Annotated in this window: 22 protein-coding genes and 2 pseudogenes; 14 read left to right on the top strand and 10 right to left on the bottom strand. The window is 62.6% G+C overall.

Translation table 11 applies throughout. The features are described from left to right. Positions 1 to 222: 222 nt before the first annotated feature. From rimP to AC0NIL_RS00070, 11 genes and pseudogenes are all read left to right on the top strand, one after another. Positions 223 to 867, top strand: coding sequence for a ribosome maturation factor RimP (gene rimP, locus AC0NIL_RS00120; RefSeq protein ID WP_013527897.1), 645 nt, complete (start codon positions 223 to 225; stop codon positions 865 to 867). A gap of 49 nt (positions 868 to 916) precedes the next feature. Then, positions 917 to 2,512 carry a transcription termination factor NusA gene (nusA, locus tag AC0NIL_RS00115; RefSeq protein WP_013527896.1) on the top strand — a complete coding sequence of 532 codons (1,596 nt, stop codon included), beginning with the start codon at positions 917 to 919 and terminating at the stop codon, positions 2,510 to 2,512. 38 nt (positions 2,513 to 2,550) lie between these two features. Continuing rightward, a complete protein-coding gene (locus tag AC0NIL_RS00110) occupies positions 2,551 to 3,201 on the top strand; it encodes an RNA-binding protein (protein WP_024503463.1) in 651 nt (216 codons plus the stop codon). After that, positions 3,198 to 5,774, top strand: coding sequence for a translation initiation factor IF-2 (infB, locus tag AC0NIL_RS00105; protein WP_473573246.1), 2,577 nt, complete (start codon positions 3,198 to 3,200; stop codon positions 5,772 to 5,774). Before AC0NIL_RS00110 ends, infB begins: the two co-directional genes overlap by 4 nt. 125 nt (positions 5,775 to 5,899) lie before the next feature. Continuing rightward, positions 5,900 to 6,340, top strand: a complete 441-nt coding sequence (gene rbfA, locus AC0NIL_RS00100; protein ID WP_013527893.1) for a 30S ribosome-binding factor RbfA — start codon at positions 5,900 to 5,902, stop codon at positions 6,338 to 6,340. After that, positions 6,340 to 7,008 (top strand): annotated as a pseudogene (gene truB, locus AC0NIL_RS00095) (tRNA pseudouridine(55) synthase TruB); the annotation flags it as partial. The gene rbfA and the pseudogene truB (AC0NIL_RS00095), both read left to right, overlap by 1 nt. Before the next feature lie 87 nt (positions 7,009 to 7,095). Next, positions 7,096 to 7,335, top strand: a pseudogene (truB, locus tag AC0NIL_RS00090) (tRNA pseudouridine(55) synthase TruB); the annotation flags it as partial. 44 nt (positions 7,336 to 7,379) lie between these two features. Beyond that, positions 7,380 to 8,474: a magnesium/cobalt transporter CorA gene (gene corA, locus AC0NIL_RS00085; protein ID WP_275954070.1), complete on the top strand. Its 1,095-nt coding sequence runs from the start codon at positions 7,380 to 7,382 to the stop codon at positions 8,472 to 8,474. A 139-nt stretch (positions 8,475 to 8,613) separates the two neighbouring features. Continuing rightward, the gene (gene rpsO, locus AC0NIL_RS00080) at positions 8,614 to 8,925 is read left to right on the top strand and encodes a 30S ribosomal protein S15 (protein ID WP_269470859.1); all 312 of its coding nucleotides are present in this window, start codon (positions 8,614 to 8,616) and stop codon (positions 8,923 to 8,925) included. 275 nt (positions 8,926 to 9,200) lie between these two features. Beyond that, the gene (gene pnp, locus AC0NIL_RS00075; protein WP_013527890.1) at positions 9,201 to 11,348 is read left to right on the top strand and encodes a polyribonucleotide nucleotidyltransferase; all 2,148 of its coding nucleotides are present in this window, start codon (positions 9,201 to 9,203) and stop codon (positions 11,346 to 11,348) included. Between the two features lie 100 nt (positions 11,349 to 11,448). Next, positions 11,449 to 12,468: a class I SAM-dependent methyltransferase gene (locus AC0NIL_RS00070; protein ID WP_275954069.1), complete on the top strand. Its 1,020-nt coding sequence runs from the start codon at positions 11,449 to 11,451 to the stop codon at positions 12,466 to 12,468. A 68-nt stretch (positions 12,469 to 12,536) separates the two neighbouring features. Here AC0NIL_RS00070 and AC0NIL_RS00065 read toward each other — a convergent pair whose 3' ends face one another. The 4 genes from AC0NIL_RS00065 to fabA form a co-directional block, all read right to left on the bottom strand. After that, positions 12,537 to 14,081 (bottom strand): putative bifunctional diguanylate cyclase/phosphodiesterase, encoded by a 1,545-nt coding sequence (locus AC0NIL_RS00065; protein ID WP_024503468.1) that lies wholly within the window; start codon positions 14,079 to 14,081, stop codon positions 12,537 to 12,539. A gap of 207 nt (positions 14,082 to 14,288) precedes the next feature. Then, on the bottom strand, positions 14,289 to 15,101 hold the full coding sequence (gene fabI, locus AC0NIL_RS00060; protein WP_013527887.1) for an enoyl-ACP reductase FabI: 813 nt from the start codon (positions 15,099 to 15,101) through the stop codon (positions 14,289 to 14,291). 13 nt (positions 15,102 to 15,114) lie between these two features. Beyond that, positions 15,115 to 16,335 carry a beta-ketoacyl-ACP synthase I gene (fabB, locus tag AC0NIL_RS00055; RefSeq protein ID WP_013527886.1) on the bottom strand — a complete coding sequence of 407 codons (1,221 nt, stop codon included), beginning with the start codon at positions 16,333 to 16,335 and terminating at the stop codon, positions 15,115 to 15,117. Between the two features lie 51 nt (positions 16,336 to 16,386). Further along, entirely contained in the window at positions 16,387 to 16,902 is a 516-nt protein-coding gene (gene fabA / locus AC0NIL_RS00050) for a 3-hydroxyacyl-[acyl-carrier-protein] dehydratase FabA (RefSeq protein WP_013527885.1), read from the bottom strand. A gap of 242 nt (positions 16,903 to 17,144) precedes the next feature. Between fabA and irrA the strand changes: the two genes are divergently transcribed. Continuing rightward, a complete protein-coding gene (gene irrA / locus AC0NIL_RS00045; RefSeq protein ID WP_024503471.1) occupies positions 17,145 to 17,576 on the top strand; it encodes an iron response transcriptional regulator IrrA in 432 nt (143 codons plus the stop codon). A 46-nt stretch (positions 17,577 to 17,622) separates the two neighbouring features. Next, the gene (locus AC0NIL_RS00040) at positions 17,623 to 18,030 is read left to right on the top strand and encodes a DUF4260 domain-containing protein (RefSeq protein WP_224618570.1); all 408 of its coding nucleotides are present in this window, start codon (positions 17,623 to 17,625) and stop codon (positions 18,028 to 18,030) included. Here AC0NIL_RS00040 and AC0NIL_RS00035 read toward each other — a convergent pair. Further along, positions 18,003 to 18,563: an SH3 domain-containing protein gene (locus AC0NIL_RS00035; protein ID WP_224618571.1), complete on the bottom strand. Its 561-nt coding sequence runs from the start codon at positions 18,561 to 18,563 to the stop codon at positions 18,003 to 18,005. The two genes, AC0NIL_RS00040 and AC0NIL_RS00035, sit on opposite strands and share 28 nt — an antisense overlap. 209 nt (positions 18,564 to 18,772) lie before the next feature. Between AC0NIL_RS00035 and AC0NIL_RS00030 the strand changes: the two genes are divergently transcribed. Next, entirely contained in the window at positions 18,773 to 19,774 is a 1,002-nt protein-coding gene (locus AC0NIL_RS00030; RefSeq protein ID WP_013527881.1) for a 2-hydroxyacid dehydrogenase, read from the top strand. A 47-nt stretch (positions 19,775 to 19,821) separates the two neighbouring features. Here the strand turns inward: AC0NIL_RS00030 and AC0NIL_RS00025 are convergent, their stop codons facing one another. The 5 genes from AC0NIL_RS00025 to dnaA form a co-directional block, all read right to left on the bottom strand. Continuing rightward, positions 19,822 to 20,310: a GNAT family N-acetyltransferase gene (locus AC0NIL_RS00025; protein ID WP_224618573.1), complete on the bottom strand. Its 489-nt coding sequence runs from the start codon at positions 20,308 to 20,310 to the stop codon at positions 19,822 to 19,824. A gap of 4 nt (positions 20,311 to 20,314) precedes the next feature. Further along, positions 20,315 to 21,070 carry a molybdopterin-synthase adenylyltransferase MoeB gene (locus AC0NIL_RS00020; protein ID WP_013527879.1) on the bottom strand — a complete coding sequence of 252 codons (756 nt, stop codon included), beginning with the start codon at positions 21,068 to 21,070 and terminating at the stop codon, positions 20,315 to 20,317. 31 nt (positions 21,071 to 21,101) lie between these two features. Further along, positions 21,102 to 22,247, bottom strand: a complete 1,146-nt coding sequence (recF, locus tag AC0NIL_RS00015) for a DNA replication/repair protein RecF (RefSeq protein WP_013527878.1) — start codon at positions 22,245 to 22,247, stop codon at positions 21,102 to 21,104. A gap of 82 nt (positions 22,248 to 22,329) precedes the next feature. Continuing rightward, complete coding sequence (gene dnaN, locus AC0NIL_RS00010) at positions 22,330 to 23,448, bottom strand: DNA polymerase III subunit beta (RefSeq protein ID WP_013527877.1); 1,119 nt, start codon at positions 23,446 to 23,448, stop codon at positions 22,330 to 22,332. A gap of 303 nt (positions 23,449 to 23,751) precedes the next feature. Then, positions 23,752 to 25,299: a chromosomal replication initiator protein DnaA gene (gene dnaA, locus AC0NIL_RS00005; protein ID WP_473573243.1), complete on the bottom strand. Its 1,548-nt coding sequence runs from the start codon at positions 25,297 to 25,299 to the stop codon at positions 23,752 to 23,754.

Raw genomic sequence — 25,299 nt, 5'->3', positions numbered from 1 at the left:
ATCCCATGGGGGCCGCCGCATGGGCGCCATGCGCTCCATGCAACGCTGGCGGGGGCCACCTCGATGGCAGCGTTGCCCGACCAGCATAGCGGGCTTGAAACACAGGCCGCGATCGTCTATATCAGCCTCAAATTCTTGGTCGGTATGACGAAGAGTGGGTCCACCCGGTCCCGCTCTTTTTTATTACCTGCCGATAACTTGGTAGAGAACGACAGGGCTTCAATGACTGCAACGGCAAGCGAGGGCGACGATCGCATCATCCGCGAAAGCGGCATCGATGCGCGCATCGCGCTGATCGTCCAGCCGGTTCTGCGCGGCATCGGCTTCCGCCTCGTGCGGGTGCATCTGTCGGGCCAGAACGGGCTGACGCTGCAGATCATGGCCGAACGCGAGGACGGCACCATGACCGTCGAGGATTGCGAAGAGGTCAGCCGCGCGGTGTCGCCGGCGCTCGATGTCGATGATCCGATCGAAAAGGCCTACCATCTTGAAGTCTCGTCGCCCGGCATCGACCGGCCGCTGGTCCGCAAATCGGATTTCACGACCTGGACGGGTCATCTGGTGAAAATGGAAACATCGATCGTCGTCGCCGACCGCAAGCGCTTCAAGGGCAAGATCGCCGAAGCCGGCGAAGACGATGTGCTGATCGAGCGCGACAAGGCAGCCTATGGCGAGGAGCCGACGGTGCGCGTCCCCTATGACGCGATTGCCGATGTGCGCCTGATCCTGACCGACGATCTCATCCGCGATGCCCTGTCGAAGGACAACAGGGCGCGCAAGGAAGCCAAGAAGCGCCGTGGCGAACCGGACGACGACGAGTCGGGTGCGGAAGCGGACGCCACGGAAGAACACGAACAGGAACTATGATTGAGCTGCCGGGCGCAAAGGTCCGGCAAACAAGCTCGGGAGAAAAACGATGGTTGTAAGCGCCAACAGACTTGAATTGCTGCAGATCGCCGACGCGGTCGCGCGTGAAAAGTCGATCGACAAGTCGATCGTCATCGCCGCCATGGCCGATGCGATCCAGAAGGCGGCGCGCTCGCGTTACGGTCAGGAGACCAACATCCGCGCCGACATCAACCCGAACACCGGTGAGATGAAACTGCAGCGGCTGATGGAAGTGGTCGAGAAGGTCGATGACTACGCCACGCAGATCGCCATTTCCTCGGCTCGCGAGCGCAATCCCGACGCCCAGCTCGGCGACTTCATCGCCGAACAGCTGCCGCCCATGGATTTCGGCCGCATCGCCGCCCAGTCGGCCAAGCAGGTCATCGTCCAGAAGGTCCGCGAGGCCGAACGCGACCGCCAGTATGACGAGTACAAGGACCGCATCGGCGAGATCGTCAACGGTACCGTCAAGCGCGTCGAATACGGCAATGTCATCGTCGATCTCGGCCGCGGCGAAGCGATCATCCGTCGCGATGAGCTGATCCCGCGCGAGAACTACAAATATGGCGACCGCGTCCGCGCCTATGTCTACGATGTGCGCCGCGAGCAGCGCGGCCCGCAGATCTTCCTGTCGCGCACCCATCCGCAGTTCATGGCCAAGCTGTTCACCATGGAAGTGCCGGAAATCTATGACGGCATCATCGAGATCAAGTCGGTCGCCCGCGACCCAGGTTCGCGCGCCAAGATCGCCGTCATCTCGCGGGACTCTTCGATCGATCCGGTCGGCGCCTGCGTCGGCATGCGCGGCAGCCGCGTCCAGGCCGTCGTCGGCGAATTGCAGGGTGAGAAGATCGACATCATTCCGTGGTCGCCTTCTGCGGCGTCCTTCATCGTCAATGCGCTGCAGCCGGCGGAAGTCGCCAAGGTCGTGCTCGACGAGGATGCCGAACGCATCGAAGTCGTGGTTCCCGACGACCAGCTGTCGCTGGCCATCGGTCGCCGCGGCCAGAATGTGCGTCTGGCTTCGCAGCTGACCGGTTGGGATATCGACATCCTGACCGAAGCCGAAGAATCCGAACGCCGCCAGAAGGAATTCGTCGAGCGTTCGTCGCTGTTCATGGAAGCCCTCGACGTCGACGAGATGGTCGGCCAGGTGCTGGCCTCCGAAGGCTTCACCAGCGTTGAGGAAGTCGCTTATGTCGATTCCGGCGAGATCGCCTCTATCGACGGTTTCGACGAGGACACCGCTTCCGAAATCCAGACCCGCGCCCGCGAATATCTGGAGAAGATCGAGGCCGAGCACGACGACAAGCGCAAGGCGCTCGGCGTTTCGGACGAATTGCGCGAAATCCCCGGCGTCACCACCGCCATGATGGTGACGCTTGGCGAGGACGGCGTGAAGACGATCGAGGATTTCGCCGGCTATGCCGCCGACGACCTGACCGGCTGGAAGGAACGCAAGGACGGCGAGACAAAAGTCTATCCGGGCGTGCTGGCCAATCATGGCGTGACCCGCGCAGACGCCGAACAGATGGTTCTGGCCGCCCGCCTCAAGGCCGGCTGGATCACCGAAGACGAGCTTGCAGCCGAAGAAGTCTCGGCTGACGAAGCCGTTGGTGCGTGAGGTGAAGCCGCATCGCACCGAACCCGCCCTTGGACGAGATGAACGATCGCACCTGCATCGTTACGCGCAAACAAGCCGAACCGGATGATCTGATCCGGTTCGTCGTCGGCCCGGATTCGGCCGTCGTTCCCGACATCAAGAGAAATCTGCCCGGCCGCGGTTGCTGGGTGAGCGCCGACCGCCTACATATCGACAAGGCTGCGGCGAAGAACCTCTTTGCCCGCGCCTTCAAGGCACAGGTGGTCGTGCCGCCCGATCTTGGCGGCATGGTCGACGGGCTGCTTTCCAGGCACGCTCTGGGCATGCTTGGTCTTGCCCGCAAGGCAGGCGCAATTTCGCTTGGTGCTACCAAGGTCGAGAGCGCGGTGCGCGGCGGATTGGCGCTTTTCGTGCTGCATGCTTCCGAGGCGTCCGATGACGGCGTGCGCAAGATCAGCCAGGCGCGACGGGCGACGGTCCATCTTGGTGGGCCCGCTATCCTTGCCTACAAACTTTTCTCCGAGGCCGAGTTGAGCTTGGCATTGGGGGGTACAAATGTGATACATGCTGCCGTTCTCGCGGGAGACGCGGGCAGGGCGGTCCAGAAGCGCATGGTTGCGCTCGACCGGTATCGGGGCGGTTCCCCGGACGATCTGGCAATGCTTGCGGCTGTTGCTGACGAAGATGATGCCGCAGAGGATATGGAATGAGCGATACGAAATCGGGTGACGACAATACGCTGAGTGTGACGCCGAAGAAGACCTTGACGCTGAAGCGCCCCGGTATGGAACAGGGCACTGTGCGCCAGAACTTCTCGCACGGCCGCACCAAGCAGGTCGTCGTCGAAACCAAGAAGCGCAAGTTCTCGATGCCCGGCGACAAGCCGGAGCCTGTTGCCGCCCCCGTCTTCACACCGAAGCCGGCGGTCGTGGCCGCACCCGTCGTCGTGCCGGAAGCACTGAAGGCGCCGCCACCCCCGCCGCCACCGGCCCCGGTCGAGCGCAGCGGCATGGTGCTGAACGAACTGTCGCGCAGTGAAATGGAAGCACGCCGCAGGGCGCTCGAGGGCTCGAAGGTTCGCGAGGTCGAGGACCGCCAGCGCGCCGCCGAGGATGCCAAGCGTCGCGCCGAGGACGAAGAGCGCCGCAAGCGCGAACGCGATGAATCCGCACGCCGCCAGGCCGAGGAAGAAGCACGGTTGCAGACCGAGGCCGAATCCCGCCGTCGGGCTGAGGAAGAGGCGCGTCGCCGCGCGCCATTGGCTGCCGAACTGGCAACAGTCGATGACGAGGAAGTGGCCAAGCCGAAGCGGGTTGGCGCCGGCGCACCGGTGCGCCGTCCGGTCACGCCTGAAGTGGCGCGTCCGGCCAAGCCGACCAAGAGCGAGGAAGATCGCCGCCGTGGCAAGCTGACGCTGAATTCGGCATTGTCCGACGAAGATGCGCGAGCCCGTTCGCTGTCGTCGATGCGTCGTCGCCAGGAAAAATTCAAGCGCGCGATGCACAATGAGCCGCGCGAGAAAGTCATGCGCGAAGTGATCCTGCCAGAGACCATCACCATCCAGGAACTGGCGCAACGGATGTCCGAGCGCGCGGTCGACCTGGTCAAGTTCTTCATGAAGCAGGGCCAGATCCTGAAGCCGGGCGACGTTATCGACGCCGACACGGCCGAGCTGGTCGCCACCGAATTCGGCCACACGGTCCGCCGCGTCGCCGAGTCCGACATCGAGGAAGGCCTGTTCAACATCGCCGACAATGCCGAGGACCTGGTTTCGCGTCCGCCGGTCGTGACGATCATGGGTCACGTCGATCATGGCAAGACCTCGCTGCTCGACGCGATCCGCAACGCCAATGTCGTCTCCGGCGAAGCCGGCGGCATCACCCAGCATATCGGCGCCTACCAGGTCGAGAAGAATGGTCACAAGATCACCTTCATCGACACGCCCGGCCACGCCGCCTTCACGGCGATGCGTGCTCGTGGCGCCCAGGCGACCGATATTGCCATCCTGGTGGTTGCGGCCGATGACAGCGTCATGCCGCAGACGATCGAATCGATCAGCCATGCCAAGGCGGCCGGCGTTCCGATCATCGTGGCGATCAACAAGATCGACAAGCATGATGCCGATCCGCAGAAGGTGCGCTCCGAACTGCTGCGCCACGAGGTTTTCGTCGAATCCATGGGCGGTGAAGTTCTGGACGTCGAAGTATCGGCGACCAAGGGCACCAATCTCGACAAACTGCTTGAGGCGATCCTGCTGCAGGCCGAAATTCTGGACCTGAAAGCCAATCCGGACCGTACCGCCGAAGGCGTCGTCATCGAGGCCCAGCTCGACAAGGGCCGTGGTCCCGTTGCCACCGTGCTGGTGCAGACCGGCACGCTGATGCCGGGCGACATCCTCGTTGCCGGCAATGAATGGGGCCGGGTGCGTGCGCTGGTCAACGATCGTGGCGTGCAGATCAAGGAAGCGCCGCCGGCGATGCCGGTGGAAGTGCTTGGCTTGCAGGGCACCCCGCAGGCCGGCGATCGCTTCGCCGTGGTCAACAACGAGGCCCGTGCCCGCGAGATCACCGAATACCGCCAGCGTCTGGCGCGCGAGAAGGCGGTTGCCAAGCATGCCGGCCAGCGCGGTTCGCTCGAGCAGATGATGTCGCAATTGCAGACAAGCGGGCTGAAGGAATTCCCGTTGGTCATCAAGGGCGACGTGCAGGGCTCGATCGAGGCGATCAATGCCGCACTCGATAAGCTCGGCACCGACGAGGTTCGTGCACGCATCGTCCATGCCGGTGCCGGCGCCATCACCGAAAGCGACGTGTCGCTGGCCGAGACTTCGGGTGCCGCGATCATCGGCTTCAACGTCCGCGCCAACGTCCAGGCACGTGCCGCTGCTGCGGCGGCTGGCATCGAGATCCGCTACTACTCGATCATCTACAACCTTGTGGATGACGTGAAGGCGGCTCTGTCGGGCCTGTTGTCGCCGGAGCGTCGCGAGACTTTCATCGGCAATGCGCAGATCCTCGAAATCTTCGACATCACCAAGGTCGGCAAGATCGCCGGCTGCCGTGTCACCGAAGGCAAGGTCGAGCGTGGTGCGGGCGTGCGCCTGATCCGCGACAACGTCGTCATCCACGAAGGCACGCTGAAGACGCTGAAGCGCTTCAAGGACGAAGTTTCGGAAGTCCCCGGCGGCCAGGAGTGCGGCATGGCCTTCCAGAACTACGAGGACATGCGCGTCGGCGACGTCATCGAGTGCTTCCGCGTCGAGATGGTGACCCGGACACTCTGAGTTCGAGTGACTTGTCCATACCGGGCGGTGGTCGAAAGGCCGCCGCCCCAAGTCTATTGAGAATGCCCATATGAGACATGCGGCACGGTTCCATCCCGCGCCTCACGCTTTCAGGATTGAGAAAAATGCCCCGTCCAACCGCATCCAGCCCATCCCAGCGCATGCTGCGCGTCGCCGAACAGGTGCGCCATGCGCTATCCGAAACCCTGCAGCGCGGCGAGATCATCGATCCGCTGATCGAGAACACCGTGGTGTCGGTCTCGGAAGTGCGCATGTCGCCCGATTTGAAGGTCGCTACCGCTTTCGTCTCGCCGCTCGGCGCCAAGGATACCGATGCGGTGGTCGAGGCGCTGAACAAGCATGCGAAATTCGTCCGTGGCCGTGTCTCCGGCGCGCTGCGGCAGATGAAGTTCATGCCGGAGTTCCGCTTCAAGCTCGACACCTCCTTCGACAATTTTGCCAGGATCAACGACCTCTTGAAATCGCCGGAAGTGGCGCGCGATCTGGGTCCTGAGGACCAGGAAAACGCAGACCAGGACAAAGACGACAACAAGGACACCGAATAGTGGCGCGTCGCGGCAAGAAGAAGGGCCGGCCGATCTCGGGCTGGCTGATCCTGGACAAGCCGGTCGGCATGGGCTCGACCGAAGCCGTCTCCAAGATCAAATGGCTGTTCCAGGCGGAAAAGGCCGGCCATGCAGGCACGCTCGACCCGCTGGCGTCCGGCATGCTGCCGATCGCGCTTGGCGAGGCTACCAAGACCGTGCCTTACGTGCAGGACGGCGCCAAAATCTATCGCTTCACCGTTGCCTGGGGACAGGAGCGTTCGACCGATGACCTCGAAGGTCCGGTGACGAAAAAATCCGACCTGCGTCCGTCGGAAGCCCAAGTGCTCGCCCTGCTGCCGAAATACACCGGCGTCATCATGCAGACGCCGCCGCAATTCTCGGCGATCAAGATCGCAGGCGAGCGCGCCTATGATCTGGCCCGCGACGGCGCGACGGTCGACATACCCGCGCGAGAGATCGAGATCGGCCGTCTGGACGTTGTCGAGCATGGCGCCGACCATACTGTTTTCGAGGTCGAGTGCGGCAAGGGCACCTATGTGCGCTCGCTGGCCCGCGACATGGGCCGCGACATCGGCTGCTTCGGTCACATCTCCGAATTGCGCCGGGTCGAGGTCGAGCCGTTCACCTCGGAAGACTTCGTCACCATCGCCGAACTGGAAGCCGCCCGTTTCGGTGTGGAGGAGGTCGACAGCTCGGACACGACAGAAGCCGCTGACAAGGCAGAGGCTGCCGACAAGGTGGAAGCGTCAATCGACTTCGACGCCATCGATGCGCTTCTGGTCGACACATCGGCTGCCCTCGATTGCCTGCCGCAGATCGCCATCAGCGATGACGCGGCAACCAAGATCCGCCTCGGCAACCCGGTCATCATCCGCGGCCGCGACGCACCGGTGGAAGCCGAAGAAGCCTGCGCCACGGCGCGCGGCAAGCTGGTCGCCATCGGTGCCATTGAGCAAGGCATGTTCAAGCCCAAGCGGGTCTTTGCCGGTTGATTCCTGTCGTCTAATGTCGAGGCGAGGACTCGCACGAGGGGAATATGGCAAAGACTGAGACCGTGAAGACGCGGGCACCGGCGAAAACGCGGCGGCCGCCGGTCGGTGCGTCGCCCGGCACGCTGATCGCCGACCCGTCGGCGCGTCGCTCGGAACTGCGTCTGACGCTGATCTCGCCCGAAAAATTCAAGACTATCGAAAATGCCAGCATCGACGACCTCAACACCCATTGCCACAAATGGCCGGTCCTCTGGCTCGACTGCACCGGCCTCGCCAACATCCCGCTGATCGAGGAGATCGGCCGCATTTTCAGCCTGCATCCGCTGGCGCTGGAGGACGTCGTCAACACCGGCCAGCGGCCTAAGGTCGACTTCTTCGAGGACCATGCCTTCGTCGTCGTCAGGATGATCGACGATGTCACCTCGCACCGCTATGAGCAGATCGCCGTCTTCTTCGGCAGCAACTTCGTCGTTACCTTCCAGGAGCGGGAAGGCGATCCATTCGATCCGGTGCGCAAGCGCATCGAAAGTTCGGCGCCCAACCGGCTGCGCGCCCGCGGCGCCGACTATCTTGCCTATGCGCTGATTGATGCCATCGTCGACAGCTATTTTCCGCCGATCGAGGCCGCCGGTGACATGGTCGACAGCATCGAGGACCAGATGCTGCATTCGCCGCACAAACACCAGATGCGGCAGCTACATGAATTGCGGCGTGACGCCAACGTGCTGAAAGGCGTGCTGTGGCCGATGCGCGATGCGCTGGCGACGCTGATCCGCAACGATGTGCCCTATGTGAAGGCCGAGACCAAGATCTTCCTCAACGACACGCTCGACCATGCGCTCAGGCTGATCGAGCTGGTCGAGACCCAGCGCGATATGCTGACCGGCCTGATCGAGATGCACCTGTCGCTGAGCCAGGCGCGCACCAACGACGTTATCAGCTATCTCACCATCGTCTCGGTCATCTTCATGCCGCTCACCTTCCTGGTCGGCATCTGGGGCATGAATTTCGATCCGGAGTCTTCGCCCTGGAACATGCCGGAACTGAAGGCCTACTACGGCTATCCCTTGTCGCTGCTGTTCATGGCGCTTGTCGCGTTCGGGCTGATCGCCTTCTTCAAATGGAAGAAATGGCTTTGACAGGGATAAACCTGCCATTTTGGCCTGAAAAGCCGGCTTGTGAATTGGGCTGGTGTTTTCCGGGGAATTGCACTATATGCGCCGCAGCTTAGCGCTATGACGCTTTGCTTGCACCGGCCCCTGCTGGACGACATCCCGGCTGAGGGCGACCCGTTTCCTCAAACAGATAAGGAAAAACACGATGTCGATTACTGCCGAGCGCAAACAGGAATTGATGGGTGAATTCGCAACCGCCAAGGGCGATACCGGGTCTCCGGAAGTCCAGGTGGCCATCCTTTCCGAGCGCATCAAGAACCTGACCGACCATTTCAAGGACCACAAGAAGGATAACCATTCCCGCCGTGGTCTGCTTGCTCTCGTCTCCCAGCGCCGCAGCCTGCTTGATTATCTCAAGCGCAAGGACGACGCGCGCTACCAGACGCTGATCGAGAAGCTCGGTCTGCGTCGTTGACGAATTGACCGGCGGGCTTTCGAAGGAGAGCCCGCCGGTCGCGCATTCTGCCAGTCGTATCGACTGGCCAGACCCGGTTTCGATCGTGCAGAGGGCACTCGAAACCGCCCATGGACGGTCATGGGGCAGGATTGCAGGACGCTCGCGCGCACCGCGCCGAAACACCCGAGCCTCCCGTTGTCTTGCCCGTGGCTGCCCGAGAAAGGAAGCCAGGGAAAGGGCATCTCCGCGCACCGTGAAACGGCGCGGCCCTTTCCTCATATTAAGGACAAGAGATGTTCAATCACCACAAAGTGGAAATCGAATGGGGCGGTCGTCCGCTCATCCTCGAAACCGGCAAGATCGCGCGCCAGGCTGATGGCGCGGTGCTCGCCACCTACGGCGAGACCAAGGTCCTCGCCACCGTCGTTTCGATGAAGGAGCCGAAGCCCGGCCTCGATTTCTTCCCGCTGACCGTCAACTACCAGGAAAAGACCTACGCCGCCGGCAAGATCCCGGGTGGCTATTTCAAGCGTGAAGGCCGTCCGAGCGAGAAGGAAACGCTGGTTTCCCGCCTCATCGACCGCCCGATCCGCCCGCTCTTCGCCTCCGGCTACAAGAACGACACCCAGATCGTCGTCACCGTCGTCCAGCATGATCTCGAGAACGATCCCGACATCTTGTCGATCGTTGCCACTTCGGCCGCCCTGACGCTCTCCGGCGTTCCCTTCATGGGCCCAGTCGGCGGCGCCCGCGTCGGCTACATCAACGGCGAATACGTTCTGAACCCGCATGTCGACGAGATGCAGGAATCCAAGCTCGACCTCGTTGTCGCCGGCACCGCCGACGCTGTGCTGATGGTTGAGTCCGAAGCCAAGGAATTGGGCGAAGAGCTGATGCTCGGCGCCGTCATGTTCGGCCACAAGGGCTTCCAGCCGGTCATCGACGCCATCATCAAGCTGGCCGAAGTCGCCGCCAAGGAGCCGCGCGACTTCACCGCGCCGGACTATTCCGCGCTTGAAGCCGAGATGCTGAAGATCGTCGGCGACGAACTCAGCAATGCCTACAAGAACGTCGACAAGCAGAAGCGTTACGCCGCCGTCGACGCCGTCAAGGCGAAGGTCAAGGCAGCGTTTGCCCCGGCCGAAGGCGAAGATGCCAAGTACACTTCCGAGCAGATCGGTTCGGTATTCAAGGAACTCCAGGCCAAGGTCGTGCGCTGGAACATCCTCGACACCGGTTCGCGCATCGATGGCCGTGACCTCAAGACGGTCCGCAAGATCGTCTCCGAAGTCGGCGTCCTGCCGCGCACCCACGGTTCGGCGCTGTTCACCCGCGGCGAGACCCAGGCGCTGGTCGTTGCCACGCTCGGCACCGGCGAGGACGAGCAGTATGTCGATTCGCTGACCGGCATGTACAAGGAGAAGTTCCTCCTTCACTACAACTTCCCTCCCTATTCCGTCGGCGAGACCGGCCGCATGGGTTCGCCGGGTCGCCGCGAAATCGGCCATGGCAAGCTCGCCTGGCGCGCCATTCGCCCGATGCTGCCGAGCGCCGACCAGTTCCCCTACACGCTGCGTGTCGTCTCGGAGATCACCGAGTCCAACGGTTCGTCGTCGATGGCCACCGTCTGCGGCACCTCGCTGGCGCTTATGGATGCCGGCGTGCCGCTGGCCAAGCCCGTCGCCGGTATCGCCATGGGCCTGATCAAGGAAGGCGAGCGTTTCGCCGTTCTATCCGACATCCTCGGTGACGAGGATCACCTCGGCGACATGGACTTCAAGGTCGCCGGCACCGCCAACGGCATCACCTCGCTGCAGATGGATATCAAGATCGAAGGCATCACCGAGGAGATCATGAAGATCGCGCTGGACCAGGCCAAGGATGGCCGCCAGCACATCCTCGGCGAGATGGCGCATGCTCTGACCGGCGCGCGTTCGGAACTCGGTGAGTTCGCCCCGCGCATCGAAGTGATGCACATCCCGACCGACAAGATCCGTGACGTGATCGGCTCGGGCGGCAAGGTGATCCGCGAGATCGTCGAAAAGACCGGCGCCAAGATCAACATCGAGGACGACGGCACGGTCAAGATCGCTTCGTCCAATGCCAAGGAGATCGAGGCGGCGAAGAAGTGGATCCACACCATCGTCGCCGAGCCGGAAGTCGGCGAGATCTACGAAGGTACGGTCGTCAAGACCGCGGACTTCGGCGCTTTCGTCAACTTCTTCGGTCCGCGTGACGGCCTCGTCCACATCTCGCAGCTTGCCAACGACCGGGTCGCCAAGACCTCGGACGTGGTCAAGGAAGGCGACAAGGTCTGGGTCAAGCTGATGGGCTTCGACGAGCGCGGCAAGGTCCGCCTGTCGATGAAGGTCGTCGACCAGGCCACCGGCAAGGAACTCGCCCGCGACAAGAAGACCGAAGGCGAAGAAAACGCCGCCTGATTGGTCTGAGATCATGAATCGAAACGGGCGCGGCTTATGTCGCGCCCGTTTTCATTTTCAGCCTGGGTTTCAAAGCGCTTAGACAAGTCGAGATCGAACAATGTCCGCCGAGCCGTTGAAGACGCTTTTCTATCCCTTCGAGGCGGAGGCTGTTCCTCTACCGGCCAAGGGCACGCGCGCCCTGTTTCTCGGCGCTGAGCCGGGTTTTCGCCTGCCTGAAGGCTTTGAGGCGACACTTCACCTCGTGCAGGGTTTCCGGCCGCATTTTAGCGCGCTGCAAGCCTCCGGCTTCGTCGTCACCGCGCAAGTGGAAGGCGATGGCTTCGATATGGCACTTGTGCTTGCCGGCCGGCATCGCGGCTTGAACGAAGTGCGCATCGCGCAGGCGCTTGAGTGCGTGGCGCCGGGCGGCCTGGTCGTCATTGCCGGCGGCAAGGACGATGGCATTGCCAGCCTGCGCAAGCGCGTTGACGAGCTTGTGCCGCTTGAAGGCCATTTGCCCAAATATCACGGCATTGCCTTCTGGCTGCGACGTCCCGCCGATCTGGCCGCCGCGGAAGAATTGCGCGCTGCCAACCCCGCTCTGCTGGTTGAAGGCCGGTTCCACACCGCGCCCGGCATGTTCTCGTTCGACCGGATCGATACCGGATCGAAATTGCTGGTCGAGAACCTGCCCAATGACCTGCGTGGCAGCATTGCCGATCTCTGCGCCGGCTGGGGCTATGTGGCGGCCGAGATCGCCGCCCGCTCCCCCGGCGTTCAGGCGCTCGACCTCTATGAGGCCGATTTCGCCGCGCTTGAAGCCGCGAAGCTCAATCTGGCAGCGGTCAGCCAGCCGACCGCCAGGAATTTCTTCTGGATCGATCTGCTGAAGGAACCAGTCGAGAAGCGCTACGACGCGATTGCCATGAACCCGCCCTTTCACCGCAGCCGGGCGGCCGAGCCGGAGATCGGCGCCGGCATGATCCGAGCGGCGGCCAAGGCCTTGAAGCCGGGTGGGCGGCTGTTCATGGTCGCCAACCGTCAGCTTCCCTACGAACCGATCTTGGCGGCTGTCTTTTCGAGCCATGCCGAACTCGCTCGTGACGGCATGTTCAAGGTGCTTTCCGCTCGTCGTTGAAGCATGATCCCGAAAGTGGATACCGGTTTCGGAAAAGATCATGCTCAAAAACAGATATCGCGTCGCACTCAATGCAGATTGGCAACGCGCCGGACCTCATCGGTGATATGCACGTCGCCGACCCTGATCTTGAGGGGGGCGGGCCTGCCATACAGGTAGCCTTGCACCACCTCGCAGCCGGCTGCCCTGAGCAGTGTCGCCTGGCTTTCGGTCTCGACGCCTTCGGCAATGATGCTGACGCCGAGCGCGCGCGAAAGCCCGACGATGGTCGAGACGACCGCGCCGGAGCTGGAATCCGTGTCGAGGCGGCTGACGAAGGACCGGTCGATCTTCAGCTTGCCGAATGAGAAATCGATCAGGTAGCTCAAATTGGAATAGCCGGTGCCGAAATCATCGACGGCGACCGAAATGCCGATATCCGCAAGCTCCTTCAGGATGGCGGCGGCGCGGTCGCGATCCTGCATCATCGCCGTCTCGGTCACTTCCAGTTCCAGCCGTGACGGCTTGATGCCGGTGCTCGTCATGGTGTCGCGCACGATGCCGACGAAGTCCTTGGTCATGAACTGGACGGGCGAGATGTTGACGGCGACGAAGCAGTCGTCGGGCAGATGCCGGGCGTCGCTGCAGGCTTTGCGCAGCACCCATTCGCCGATCGGGCCGATCATGCCGGTTTCCTCGGCGATCGGAATGAACTCCATCGGCGGGATCATGCCGCGTTCCGGATGCCGCCAGCGGATCAGCGCTTCGTAGCCGACGATGCGGCCGGTCGGGAGATCGAGCTGCGGCTGGTAATGAAGGTCGAAGTCACCGCGCTCGAAGGCTGTATGCAGCTCGGATTCGATCCACTGGCGATGGTCGGCGACCCTGCCCATTTCGGCATGGAAGACCGACCAGTTGCCGACGCCGCTGGCGCGCGCGTTCTGCAGCGCCAGATTGGAGCGGCGCAGGATGAGGACGGGATCGACACCGTCCTTTGGCATCGCCACGATGCCGACCGACAGGCTGACCGATTGCAGGTGCGTACCGAGATCATAGGGCTCCATCATCTCGTCGATGAGCCTCTCTATGGTGCTTTCCAAGGACCCTGCGACTTGGTTGTCGGGGAGCAGGATCGCGAATTCACCGGCGCCGATGCGTCCGATCAGCGCGCGCGGCGGCACGCACATCTTCAAGCGCTTGGTGAAGGCGCGGATCAGCTCGTCGCCCTGGCTGTAGCCGATGGCGTCATTGATCTGCTTGAACCGGTCGATGTCGATATCGATGAGGAACATCGGCTCGCCGGTCCGGCTGGTCGCGCATGCCGCCTCGGCAATCTTGCCGACCATCGCCGGACGTGCCACCAGGCCGGTCAGCTTGTCGAAATGGGTTTCCGTGAAGACGAAATCCGCCGATTCATCGACGCCGGCGAAGAAGGACATCGCGGCGACCGACGCCGCCAGTGCGCAAAGAGCGGCCATCACCGAGACCATCATGTCGGCGGAGATGCCGGCAAAGCCATCGCCGAGACCGAGCTTCAGGCCCCAGAGCCCGAGGACGAAACTGCCGAGACCCGAACTCGCTATGGTGAGCAGTCGGAACACCGGTGTTCGTTTCGGGTTACTGACGGCGAGCATTGAAAGTTCCCCTGAGTACGGGGCTTTCTAGCGGATATCTCCTTAAAATGAGTTTCCGCGAATGAATCCAATTTTATTGGACCGAAAGTATTTCTTGAGCGGATCAATGCGACTGGCGCTGAAACGGGGTTTAGCCGCGCGCTTTAAGCTTCGTGTTTTCAGATGTCCGCCATTTCAAAACCGTCGCGCACCTTTGGCCGACAGGCGTTAGTCTCGCCCGCCGTCGGTCTGCTTCAATTCGTCGAGCGTCGGCATGGAAACGATGTGATAGCCGGAATCGACATAGTGGATTTCGCCGGTAACCCCGGAAGACAGATCCGACAACAGATAAAGCGCCGAACCACCGACCTCGTCGATGGTCACCGTGCGGCGCAGTGGCGAGTTTCGCTGCTGGTAGGAGAACATGTGGCGGGCGTCCGAAATGCCGGCGCCGGCGAGCGTGCGCACGGGCCCAGCCGATATGCCGTTTACCCTGATGCCGCGCGGACCGTAATCGTTGGCGAGGTAGCGCACGCTGGCCTCCAGTCCGGCCTTGGCGACGCCCATGACATTGTAGTTCGGCATGACGCGGACGGAGCCCGCATAGGTCAGCGTGATCATCGATCCGCCGTCCTTCATCAAGGTGGCCGCATGGCGGGCGACCTCGGTGAAGGAGTAGCAGGAGATCACCATGGTGCGGACGAAATTATCCCGGCTGGTGTCGGCGTAGAGGCCTTTCAACTCGTTCTTGTCGGAAAAGCCGATGGCGTGGACGATGAAATCCAGCCCGCCCCATTCGTTGCCCAGGGTCTCGAACGTGGCGGCGACCGAAGCGCTGTCCTCGACGTCGCACGGCACGACCAGCGAGGCGCCGAGCTTGTCGGCCAGCGGCTTGACCCGGCGTCCGAAGGCATCGCCCTGATAGGTGAAGGCGAGTTCCGCCCCGTGTTCGGACAATTTCCGGGCGATGCCCCAGGCGATCGAATGATCGTTGGCGACACCCATGACAAGCCCGCGCTTGCCCTTCATCAATCCGTCCATGGCCGGCAAATCCTTATGCGGAATAGCGCTGGAAAACGAGCGTGGCGTTGGTGCCACCGAAGCCGAACGAATTGGACAAAACAGTGTCGATCCTGGCGTCGTCGATGCGCTTTCGCACGATCGGCATGCCCTCGAATTCGGGGTCGAGGGTCTCGATATGGGCGCTTTCGCCGATGAAACCGCCCTGCATCATCAGGATCGAGTAGATGGATTCCTGCACGCCGGCCGCGCCCAGCGAATGGCCGGTCAGCGACTTCGTCGAGGTGATGTACGGCATCTCTGGGCCGAACACCTCGCGGATGGCGCCCATTTCCTTGGAATCTCCCACCGGCGTCGAGGTGCCATGGGTGTTGATGTAGTCGACCGGCGTGGAAACCGTGGCCAGCGCCTGGCGCATGCAGCGGACCGCGCCTTCGCCTGAAGGAGCAACCATGTCGTAGCCATCCGACGTCGCGCCATAGCCGACGATCTCGGCATAGATCTTGGCGCCGCGCGCCTTGGCATGCTCAAGCTCTTCCAGCACCAGCACACCGGCGCCGCCGGCAATGACGAAGCCGTCGCGATTGGCGTCATAGGCACGAGAGGCGGTCGATGCCTTGTCGTTGAATTTCGACGACATGGCGCCCATGGCGTCGAACAGGTCCGACATCGTCCAGTCGAGATCCTCGTGGCCGCCAGCGAAGACGATGTCCTGCTTGCCCCATTGGATCAATTCATAGCCATTGCCGATGCAATGCGCCGAGGTCGAACAGGCCGACGAGATCGAGTAGTTGACGCCGTGGATCTTGAACCATGTGGCAAGCGTCGCCGATGCGGTCGACGACATTGCCTTCGGCACCGCGAACGGACCGATGCGCTTGGGACTACCGTTCTTCAGCGTCGTTTCGGCAGCTTCGACGATGGTGCGGGTGGATGGTCCGCCCGATCCCATGACGATGCCGGTGCGCTCATTGGTGATGTCGCTCTCGCCGAGGCCCGCATCCGCGATCGCCTGGTCCATGGCGACGTGGTTCCATGCAGCACCCTGGCTCAGGAAGCGCATCGCACGGCGATCGATCATCGCCGATGGATCGAGCGTCGGCGCTCCCCAGACCTGGCAGCGGAAGCCGTGTTCGGCGAAGGAATCCGAGAAGCTGATGCCTGATCTGGCGTCATGCAGCGAGGCTTGCACCTCGTTGGCATTGTTGCCGATCGACGACACGATGCCGAGGCCTGTGACTACGACACGTCTCATTCGCAACTCCTTCCAGGGATGCTGGCCAAGGGGGCTGGCCAGGGGTGCCGGTCAGCCGACCGCCGACTGCTTGGACAGACCGACTTTCAAATCCGTTGCCGCGTATATGGGTTCGCCATCCGCCTTCAGCCAGCCATCGGCGATGCCGAGCACCAGCCGGCCCCGCATCACGCGCTTGAAGTCGATGCCATATTCGACCTTCTTCACCGAAGGCGTGACCATGCCCTTGAATTTCACTTCGCCGGTCGACAGCGCCATTCCCTTCCCGGGTTCGCCAAGCCAGCCAAGATAGAAGCCCGTCAATTGCCACATGGCGTCGAGGCCGAGGCACCCCGGCATGATCGGATTGCCGATGAAATGGCAGGCAAAGAACCACAGGTCCGGCTTGATGTCGAACTCCGCGCGGATAAAACCCTTCTCGAAGGCACCGCCGGTCTCGCTGATCTCGGTGATGCGGTCGAACATCAGCATTGGCGGATAGGGAAGCTGGGCGTTGCCCGGTCCGAACAGTTCGCCGCGGGCGCAGGCCAGCAATTCGTCGTACTCGTAGCTGGATTTACCCGCCATCAATCTCATCCCATATCGTTCCGGGCCATCGGGTGCCCTTGTCGTTGGTTTCCTAACACAATCTGTTTCAGGCCGGAAACCGGCGTTTGCGCTTAGCCTGCTCGTCTGCCTGGGTCAATGCGCGCTATTGATCGCATTCGGACGACAGAATATATGTCCTGAGAGGTCCGGTTTCGGCAGACGTTCATTTTTTTGCCATTCTGGGCGTGTCTTGGGGCGGAACTGTGGGGTTCGACGAGAAGATGGACCTGGACGGCCGGAAGGAAAATGTCGCTGTGGACAAGCGGGTCCGTGAAGCCGGGCTGAGGCCGACGCGTCAGCGCATTGCGCTGGCCGATCTGCTTTTCGCCAAGGGCGACCGGCATCTGTCGGCCGAGGAACTGCACGAGGAGGCGGTTGCCGCCGGCGTGCCGGTGTCGCTGGCCACCGTCTACAATGCCCTTCACCAGTTTACCCAGGCGGGACTTTTGCGCATCCTCGCCGTCGAAGGCGCGAAAACCTATTTCGACACCAACACCTCCGACCACCACCATTTCTACATCGAAGGCGAAAACCGTATATTCGACATCGACAGCGGTCCGGTGACGGTTGCCAACCTGCCGGAGCCTCCGGAAGGGATGGAGATCGCCAACGTCGACATCGTCGTGAGGCTGCGCCCCAAACGCCGCGAATGACTGGCGAGGCCGGAATCATCTGCCAAGCCAGAATTATCGGCCAGGGATGAAACCCCTCGATCTCGTAATCCGGCTCGAATGGGCGATCGTGGCACTGGCTGCCGTACTTTTCTACGGTTCGACCGGCATCTCCTGGTGGCTCTTCGGCTTGCTTATCCTGGCGCCTGACCTATCGATGTCGGGCTATCTGGCCGGTCCGCGCGTCGGTGCCCTTGCCTACAACGCCTTGCACATCCTGATAGTGCCCGTGCTGCTGCTGCTCGGCGGGCACATGTGGGGCAATACGGCCGCGATGGCGGTTGCGCTGATATGGATCGCCCACATCGCCATCGACCGTGCGCTGGGCTACGGTCTGAAGCTGCCGACCGGCTTCCAGGACACCCATCTCGGCCGTATCGGGCATAAAGCCAGGACCGCGAAAGAGAATCAGTCCTTGACCCGTTCGCCGGGATAGGCGCCCCAGACGACCGACTGGGCAAGCCAGCCGGTGTGGCCGTCGAACGTCATTTCGCACCACTGGCCGTCGCAGGATTTGATCGAACCCATGACGCCAGGTTCGATCATCGCGACCACCCTTGCGTCCTTGTCGGGACTGTTGAGAAGGTTGATCCGGGTGCCCTTGCCACGCTGCCATGGTGCGACGATTGCCGTGCGTCGGCCGGAAAGCAGCGACTGGTTGATCCAGCCTTCCGAACCATCGGCATCGCGCACGCGGCGCCATGTGTCGAATTCCTGGATGATCTCCATCGGCAGGCCGGCCTTCATGTACATCCAGTCGACCGAGTAGTTGGCGCCGGGGCCGACGCGCGAGTTGACGCGGCCGGATTTCAGGCTGACGAATCGCGGCAGCGGCAGGCCGCTCGGCCCGAGCGTGACGACGCTCTGGGCAGGTGCAGCCGCACTCTGTGCCGCCGTAAGCGGAGAATAAAGCAGAGCGCCGAAAAATGCTGCACTGAGGGCCAGGCGAAGCGACGCGAAACCAGACACTTTCATTCCTTTCGGCGCTTGCCTCGGCGCCCCTTTTTCTTTGTCTTCGGCGGCACCGCTTGTTACATGGGTAATCGGCACCGCGACCGGCTTTCAGTTTCGCCGGTCTTGGTTAAAGAGGTCTCAACGAGATCGGGTTAGAGCAATTCCAGCAAACCTGTGAAGCGGTTTTGCGTTCGGAATTGCGGCAAATACTCGAGAGGGAAACAATGGCAGGCAAAAAAAGGCCTCTCGTCGTCATCACGCGCAAGCTGCCCGACCCGGTCGAGACCCGCATGCGCGAACTGTTCGACGCAAGGCTGAATGTCGAGGACCGGCCGATGACGCAGCCGGAACTGGTCGCGGCGGTCAAGGAAGCCGACGTTCTGGTGCCGACCATTACCGACAATATCGACGCGGCGCTGATCGCTCAGGCAGGCGACAACCTCAAGCTGATCGCCAATTTTGGCAACGGCGTCGACAAGATCGATGTCGCGGCTGCGGCCAAGAGGGGCATCACCGTCACCAACACGCCGAATGTCCTGACCGAAGACACCGCCGACATGACGATGGCGCTGATGCTGGCGGTGCCGCGGCGGCTCGCGGAAGGCGCCAATGTGCTCACCGGCGACAAGAAATGGGCCGGCTGGTCGCCGACCTGGATGCTAGGCCGGCGCATCTGGGGCAAGCGGCTCGGCATTGTCGGCATGGGGCGGATCGGCACGGCCGTAGCCAGGCGGGCCAAGGCCTTCGGACTGTCGATCCACTATCACAACCGCCACCGCGTGCTGCCGGCCGTGGAAGACGGGCTGGAGGCGACCTATTGGGAAAGCCTCGACCAGATGCTGGCCCGCATGGATATCATCTCGGTCAACTGTCCCTCGACGCCGGCAACCTTCCATCTGCTTTCGGCGCGGCGGCTGGCGCTACTGCAGCCCACCGCCTATGTCGTCAACACCGCGCGCGGCGACATCATCGACGAGGAAGCACTGGTCAAGCTGATCCAGGACGGCAAGATCGCCGGCGCCGGCCTCGATGTCTACGAGCACGAGCCAGCCTTGAACGGCAAGCTGCTGAAGCTCGCGGCCAAGAACAAGGTCGTGCTTTTGCCGCATATGGGCTCGGCGACGCTCGAGGGCCGTATCGACATGGGTGAAAAGGTCATCATCAACATCCGCGCCTTCGTTGACGGCCACCGCCCACCAGACCGCGTGCTGCCGCTCAGGACCTGACACTGTCGCGGTGCGATATCCGTGGCCCACAAACCGTAAGATAAGACTTACGGGAGAGCTTTGCGCATGGTGATCGAGGTCGGCCTGGCATAGCCGTCATGCGCCGTCCGTCCAGTTTCGCGAAAGCCGAGGCGAGCAAAGGCCGCATGGTTTGCGGTCAACTCGATCCGCGTCTGAAGCTCGATGGCGGCCTTGCCGCGGCCGCGGGCAAGGTCTTCGACCGCCTGCATCAGCCGCCGGCCGATGCCTTGTCCCTGGCAGTCCGGTGCCACGGCGAGCTTGCCGACATAGAACTCTGCCACCTTTTCAAGGGCAAAGACGCAGCCGACGATCCGATCGCCCCTGAGCGCCACGAAGCCGGTCTCCCGCCCTGCCTTGTCCCGCAGAGTGTCTGCGGTCAAAAGGTGGGCCGAGGAGGGCGGGTCGATGACGTCGTCCATCGAGGCGAAGGTACGCATGATCAATGCGAGCACATCGTCCCAACGGTCGAAATCGGTCGGGATCCGCCTGATGGAGACTGCTTCGATCCGGCCCAAGAATTCAGCTTCTCTTGTAACGGATGGTGTCGAAGCGCGCCGCCAGCCCATCATAAAGCAGCAGCCGGCCGACCAGCGGTTCGCCCACGCCGGTGATCAGCTTGACCGCCTCCATGGCCTGCAGCGTGCCGATGACGCCGGTCAGCGCGCCAAGCACGCCGACTTCGGCGCAGGACGGCACCAGGCCCGGCGGTGGCGCTTCGGGAAACAGGTCACGATAGCCTGGGTTGGGCTTGCCGTCCTTGCCGTCTTCGAAGGGCTTCAGCACCGTGACCGAGCCATCGAAGCGTCCGACTGCGGCATGCACCAGCGGTTTCCCAGCGCTCGCGCAGGCATCGGCCACGGCGTAGCGCGTTTCGAAATTATCGGAACCGTCGACGACGATGTCATAGCGGGCGACGAGGGCAGGCGCATTGTCCGTGGTCAGCCGGAACGTATGCGGTTCGACTGTGGTATTGGGATTGATGCGGGCGATTGCCGCCTTGGCGCTGTCGGTTTTCAGCAGGCCGACAGTGTCGGTGCCGTGAATGACCTGACGCTGCAGGTTGGAGAGCGAAACGGTGTCGTCATCGACCACGCCGAGTGTGCCGACGCCGGCGGCGGCAAGATATTCAAGCACCGGGGCGCCCAGCCCGCCGGCGCCGATGACCAGCACCCGGGCCTGCTTCAGCCTCTGCTGTCCGGCGCCGCCGATTTCCGGCAGCACGATGTGGCGGGCATAGCGTTCGATCTCGTCTGCGGTCAGGGCGGCAGTGGTCATTGCCTGATCATACAGGCACGGAAAAACCTTGTCAGGGGTCTTCGGTTGGCCCAACCGTCCCATGGTCGACGGTCAGGAATTGCGCGCGGCCCTGGAGACTGGAAAACAGCGCAGCATCGGTTCCTGTCATGAATGCCTGGCAGTTCAGTTCCTCCAGGATGGAAAACAGCGCCGCGCGCCGCCCGCTGTCGAGATGCGCAGCGATCTCGTCGAGCAGCAGGATCGGCGTCATGCCCGACATTTCGCCGGTCAGCCTCGCGTGCGACAGCACGATGCCGACCAGCAGCGCCTTCTGCTCGCCGGTCGAGCAGAGCTCGGCCGGCATCGCCTTGGGGCGGTGCCGAACCACCAGGTCCGAACGGTGCGGGCCGTCGAGCGTGCGCCCGGCGGCGCGATCGCGCTCGCGGCCCTCGGCAAGCGTCCGACGGAAGCGTTCCTCCACATCGACCGCCGGCGCCACGGCAATCTCGGCTTCCAGCTCGCCTGAAAGGCCGATATCGGCCTGCGGAAACGGTCCCGTGTCGGGCAGCCTGTCGATCATGGCGGCCAGCAGGCGCACCATCTCGGCGCGCGCCGCGGCAATCGCCACACCGGTTTCGGCCATCTGCGTCTCGATAGCGTCGAACCAGCGGTCGTCCCGAGAGCTTTCGGTAAGCAGTCGGTTACGACCGCGCATCGCCTTCTCGTAGTCGATCGCACGTTGCCCGTGGCCGGGATCGATCGCCAGCACCAGCCGGTCGAGGAAGCGCCGGCGATCCGCGGCCGGTCCGGTGAATAACGCGTCCATGGCTGGCGTCAGCCAAACCACGCGCAGCCATTCCAGCATGTCCTCGGCCGAACGCGCCGAAGCTCCGTTGATGCGTACCCGCCTGCCGCCTTCGCCGGCGGTGTCACCGCCGGAAATGCCTGTTCCGATCTCGACCTGGCCATCAGGTCCGTCGAGCCGGGCATGCAGCGCAAAGCCGCCGTCGCCGCCCTCGCGCGCGACATCGGCGTAGGGCGCGCGGCGCAAGCCGCGTCCCGGTGTCAAAAAGGAGATCGCTTCGAGGAGATTGGTCTTGCCGGCGCCGTTGTCGCCGGAAAAAACCACGGCACCTGGCGCCAGATCGATCGTCAGCGCCGCATAGTTGCGGAAATTAGTAAGTGTTAGCTTACTTATATGGTTCTGTGCCGGCAACCGCTATCCGCCTATAGAAGTCGCCGTAAATATCGCGCTTGCCGCCGGTCCACAACAGGACCGAAGTGCTGACACTGCGCCGCTACACGCGCATCGGCATCAGCACATAGAGTGCGGTCTCGTCGGCCATGTCGTGGATCAGCGTCGGCGAACCGGCATCCGCCAGCATGAACTTGGCCTCCGTGCCGGTCAGCTGCGCGGCAACGTCGAGCAGGTACTTGGCGTTGAAGCCGATCTCGATCGGATCGGATGAATAGTCAGCGGACAGTTCTTCGGTGGCGCTGCCTGAATCCGGATTGTTGACCGCAAGCGTCACCTGACCCTCGCTGATCGACAGCTTCACCGCGCGACCGCGTTCGGAAGAGATGGTCGAGACACGATCGACGGCGGCGGCAAAGCTCTGGCGGTCGATGATCAGCTTCTTGTCGTTGCCTGTCGGAATGACCCGCTGATAATCGGGGAAGGTGCCGTCGATCAGCTTCGAGGTCAAAACCACGCTGCCGATGGTGAAGCGGATCTTGGTGTCCGACAGTTCGGTGGTCACCGCAACATCCGGATCGTCGACAAGCTTCTGCAGTTCGCTCACCGTCTTGCGCGGAATGATGATGCCCGGCATGCCCTCGGAACCCGCCGGCGCGTCGATCTCGGCGCGCGCCAGGCGATGGCCGTCGGTCGCCACCGAGCGCAGCTTCAGCTTGCCGCCGACCTCATGCGTGTGCAGGTAGATGCCGTTCAGGTAATAGCGTGTCTCCTCGGTGGAGATGGCGAACTGGGTCTTCTCGATCAGGCCTTTCAGGGCAACCGAGTCGAGACGGAAGATATGCGAGAAGGATCCGGCCGAAAGCTCCGGGAAGTCGGATTGCGGCAGGCACTGAAGGCGGAAGCTCGAGCGGCCGGACGTCACCGTCATGGCGTTGCCGTCCTCGTCCGTCTTCAGCATCACCTCGGCGCCATCGGCGAGCTTGCGCACGATGTCGTAGAGCAGATGTGCCGGGACCGTCGTCGCCCCGCCGCGCTCCACCTTGGCGGGCGTCGCTTCGGTCACCTCGAGGTCGAGATCGGTTGCCTTCATTTCAAGGCTGGCGCCTTCGGCGCCGAGCAGTACGTTGGACAGGATCGGTATGGTGTTTCGCCGCTCGACCACACGATGGACGTGGTTGAGCGACTTCAGGAGATTTGACCGTTCCAGGATAACACGCATGACGAAACAGGCTCGCTTGAATGAATGACGGGTCACCAGTGAGCGGCGTCCCGCGAAAGGTCTGAATAGGCTCAGAATCTGCGTAAACTGACAGGAAAAAACCAGCAAACGCAAGCCCGCGCCGCCGGTTCAGGCCGGCTACGCGGGCTTTCTGGGGATAACGCGCCCGAAGTCCGCGAGCCAGTGTCGAAAAACCGAAATCCAGATCGCTTCCAGGCGATGCCACGAGCCCGATGCAGGCCCGGCGCCGCACTGGCAAGCCATTGAATTCCGGCGTTGTTTCGGTTCGGCCCTCCCGGAGGGTCAGGCCTGATCGTTGATCAGCCGCCTCAGAAGCTCAAGTTCCTGCGCCAGCGTGTTGTCGTTGCCGGAAAGGTCCTCGATCTTGCGCACGGCATGCAGCACCGTGGTGTGATCGCGGCCGCCGAAACGCCGTCCGATCTCGGGTAGCGAGCGCGGCGTCATCACCTTCGACAGGTACATGGCGACCTGCCGCGGCTTGACGATGGTGCGCGTGCGCCGGTTGGACAGCAATTCGGTCTTCGACACATTGTAGTGACGCGCCACGATGCGCTGGATGTCCTCGATACGGACACGCTTCGGCTCGCCTGTGCGATAGATGTGGCCGAGGATTTCGTCGATCCGGTCGATGGTGATCTGCGGCTCGAAGGATTGACGGAACAAAAGCTGATTGAAGGCGCCTTCCAGCTCGCGTCCGCTGCCGGTCACGGTGCGGGCGACGTGATTGAGGATCTCCTCCGAAATGTCGAGGGATGCGTCGTCGCTCCTGGCCGTGGCAAGGCGCAATTTGAGCATGCCGAGGCGCATGGCGAAATCGGGCGCCGACATTTCAAGCGCGACACCGCCATTGAGGCGCGAACGGACCCGCGGTTCGAGCGATTCCAGTTCCGATGGTGGCCGGTCGGCAGCGACGACGACCTGCTTGGCGCTGTCGAGCAGCATGTTGATCAGGTGGCAGAATTCATGCTGGATCGACTTGCCCTGCAGGAACTGCATGTCGTCGATGATGAGCAGGTCGATGTCGCGCAGCTGCTCCTTGAGCGTCAGAGCGTTGTTGTCGCGGATCGCGGTGGCAAAGCGCCACATGAAATACTCGGCCGTGAGATAGACGACGCGCGACTTGGGGTTCTGCTTCAGCGATTCCGCGGCGATGGCCTGCAGCAAATGGGTCTTGCCGAGCCCGACGGTTGCGTGAAGGAAGAGCGGATTGAAGCGCACCGCGCTCGATTGCGATTCCGCCACTGCCTTGGCGGCGGCGAAGGCCACCCGGTTCGACGGCCCCTCGATGAAAGAGCCGAACGTGTAGCGTGGATCGAGCGGTGACCCCAGAACGTTGTGGCGGAATTCGCTCTCGACGGGTGTGCCCGGACGCGGAGTCGATGCGCGCTCCACCCGGCTGGGGCTGACTGTGCCTGCGGCAAGCGCCGTCTGCGTCTGCCGTGTCACCTTGCTGCGTGCCGGCGTTACCTCTGGCTCGGCCTGGGCGCGTCCCTGACGGGTTGCCGTGCGCACGACGATGTCGATCTTGAGAAGATCGGGATCCTCCTGCTTCCACAGTTCGGAGATGAGGTCGAGATAGTGGCCGTTGATCCATGAGCGCAGGAAGGCGGTAGGCACCGAGATGCGGACAATGCCCTTGGAAGCCTCGGCGACTTTCATGCGGCCAAACCAGCTCGAATAGACTTCGGTTCCCAGGCGCGCCTTCAACTGGGTCTTGACCCGGTCGAATTTCTGTTCCGCGTCGCTGGACACCGCTATGTCGTTTGCTCCGATCAAAGTTCCAGGAAATGGGAGGTCGCCCGTAAGTTCCCTTTCGATGCCGCTCTGCAT

The sequence above is a fragment of the Mesorhizobium sp. WSM1343 genome (assembly GCF_055901535.1).
The sequence above is the reverse complement of the archived record's forward strand: the minus strand, read 5'-3'. Positions and strand labels throughout refer to the sequence as shown.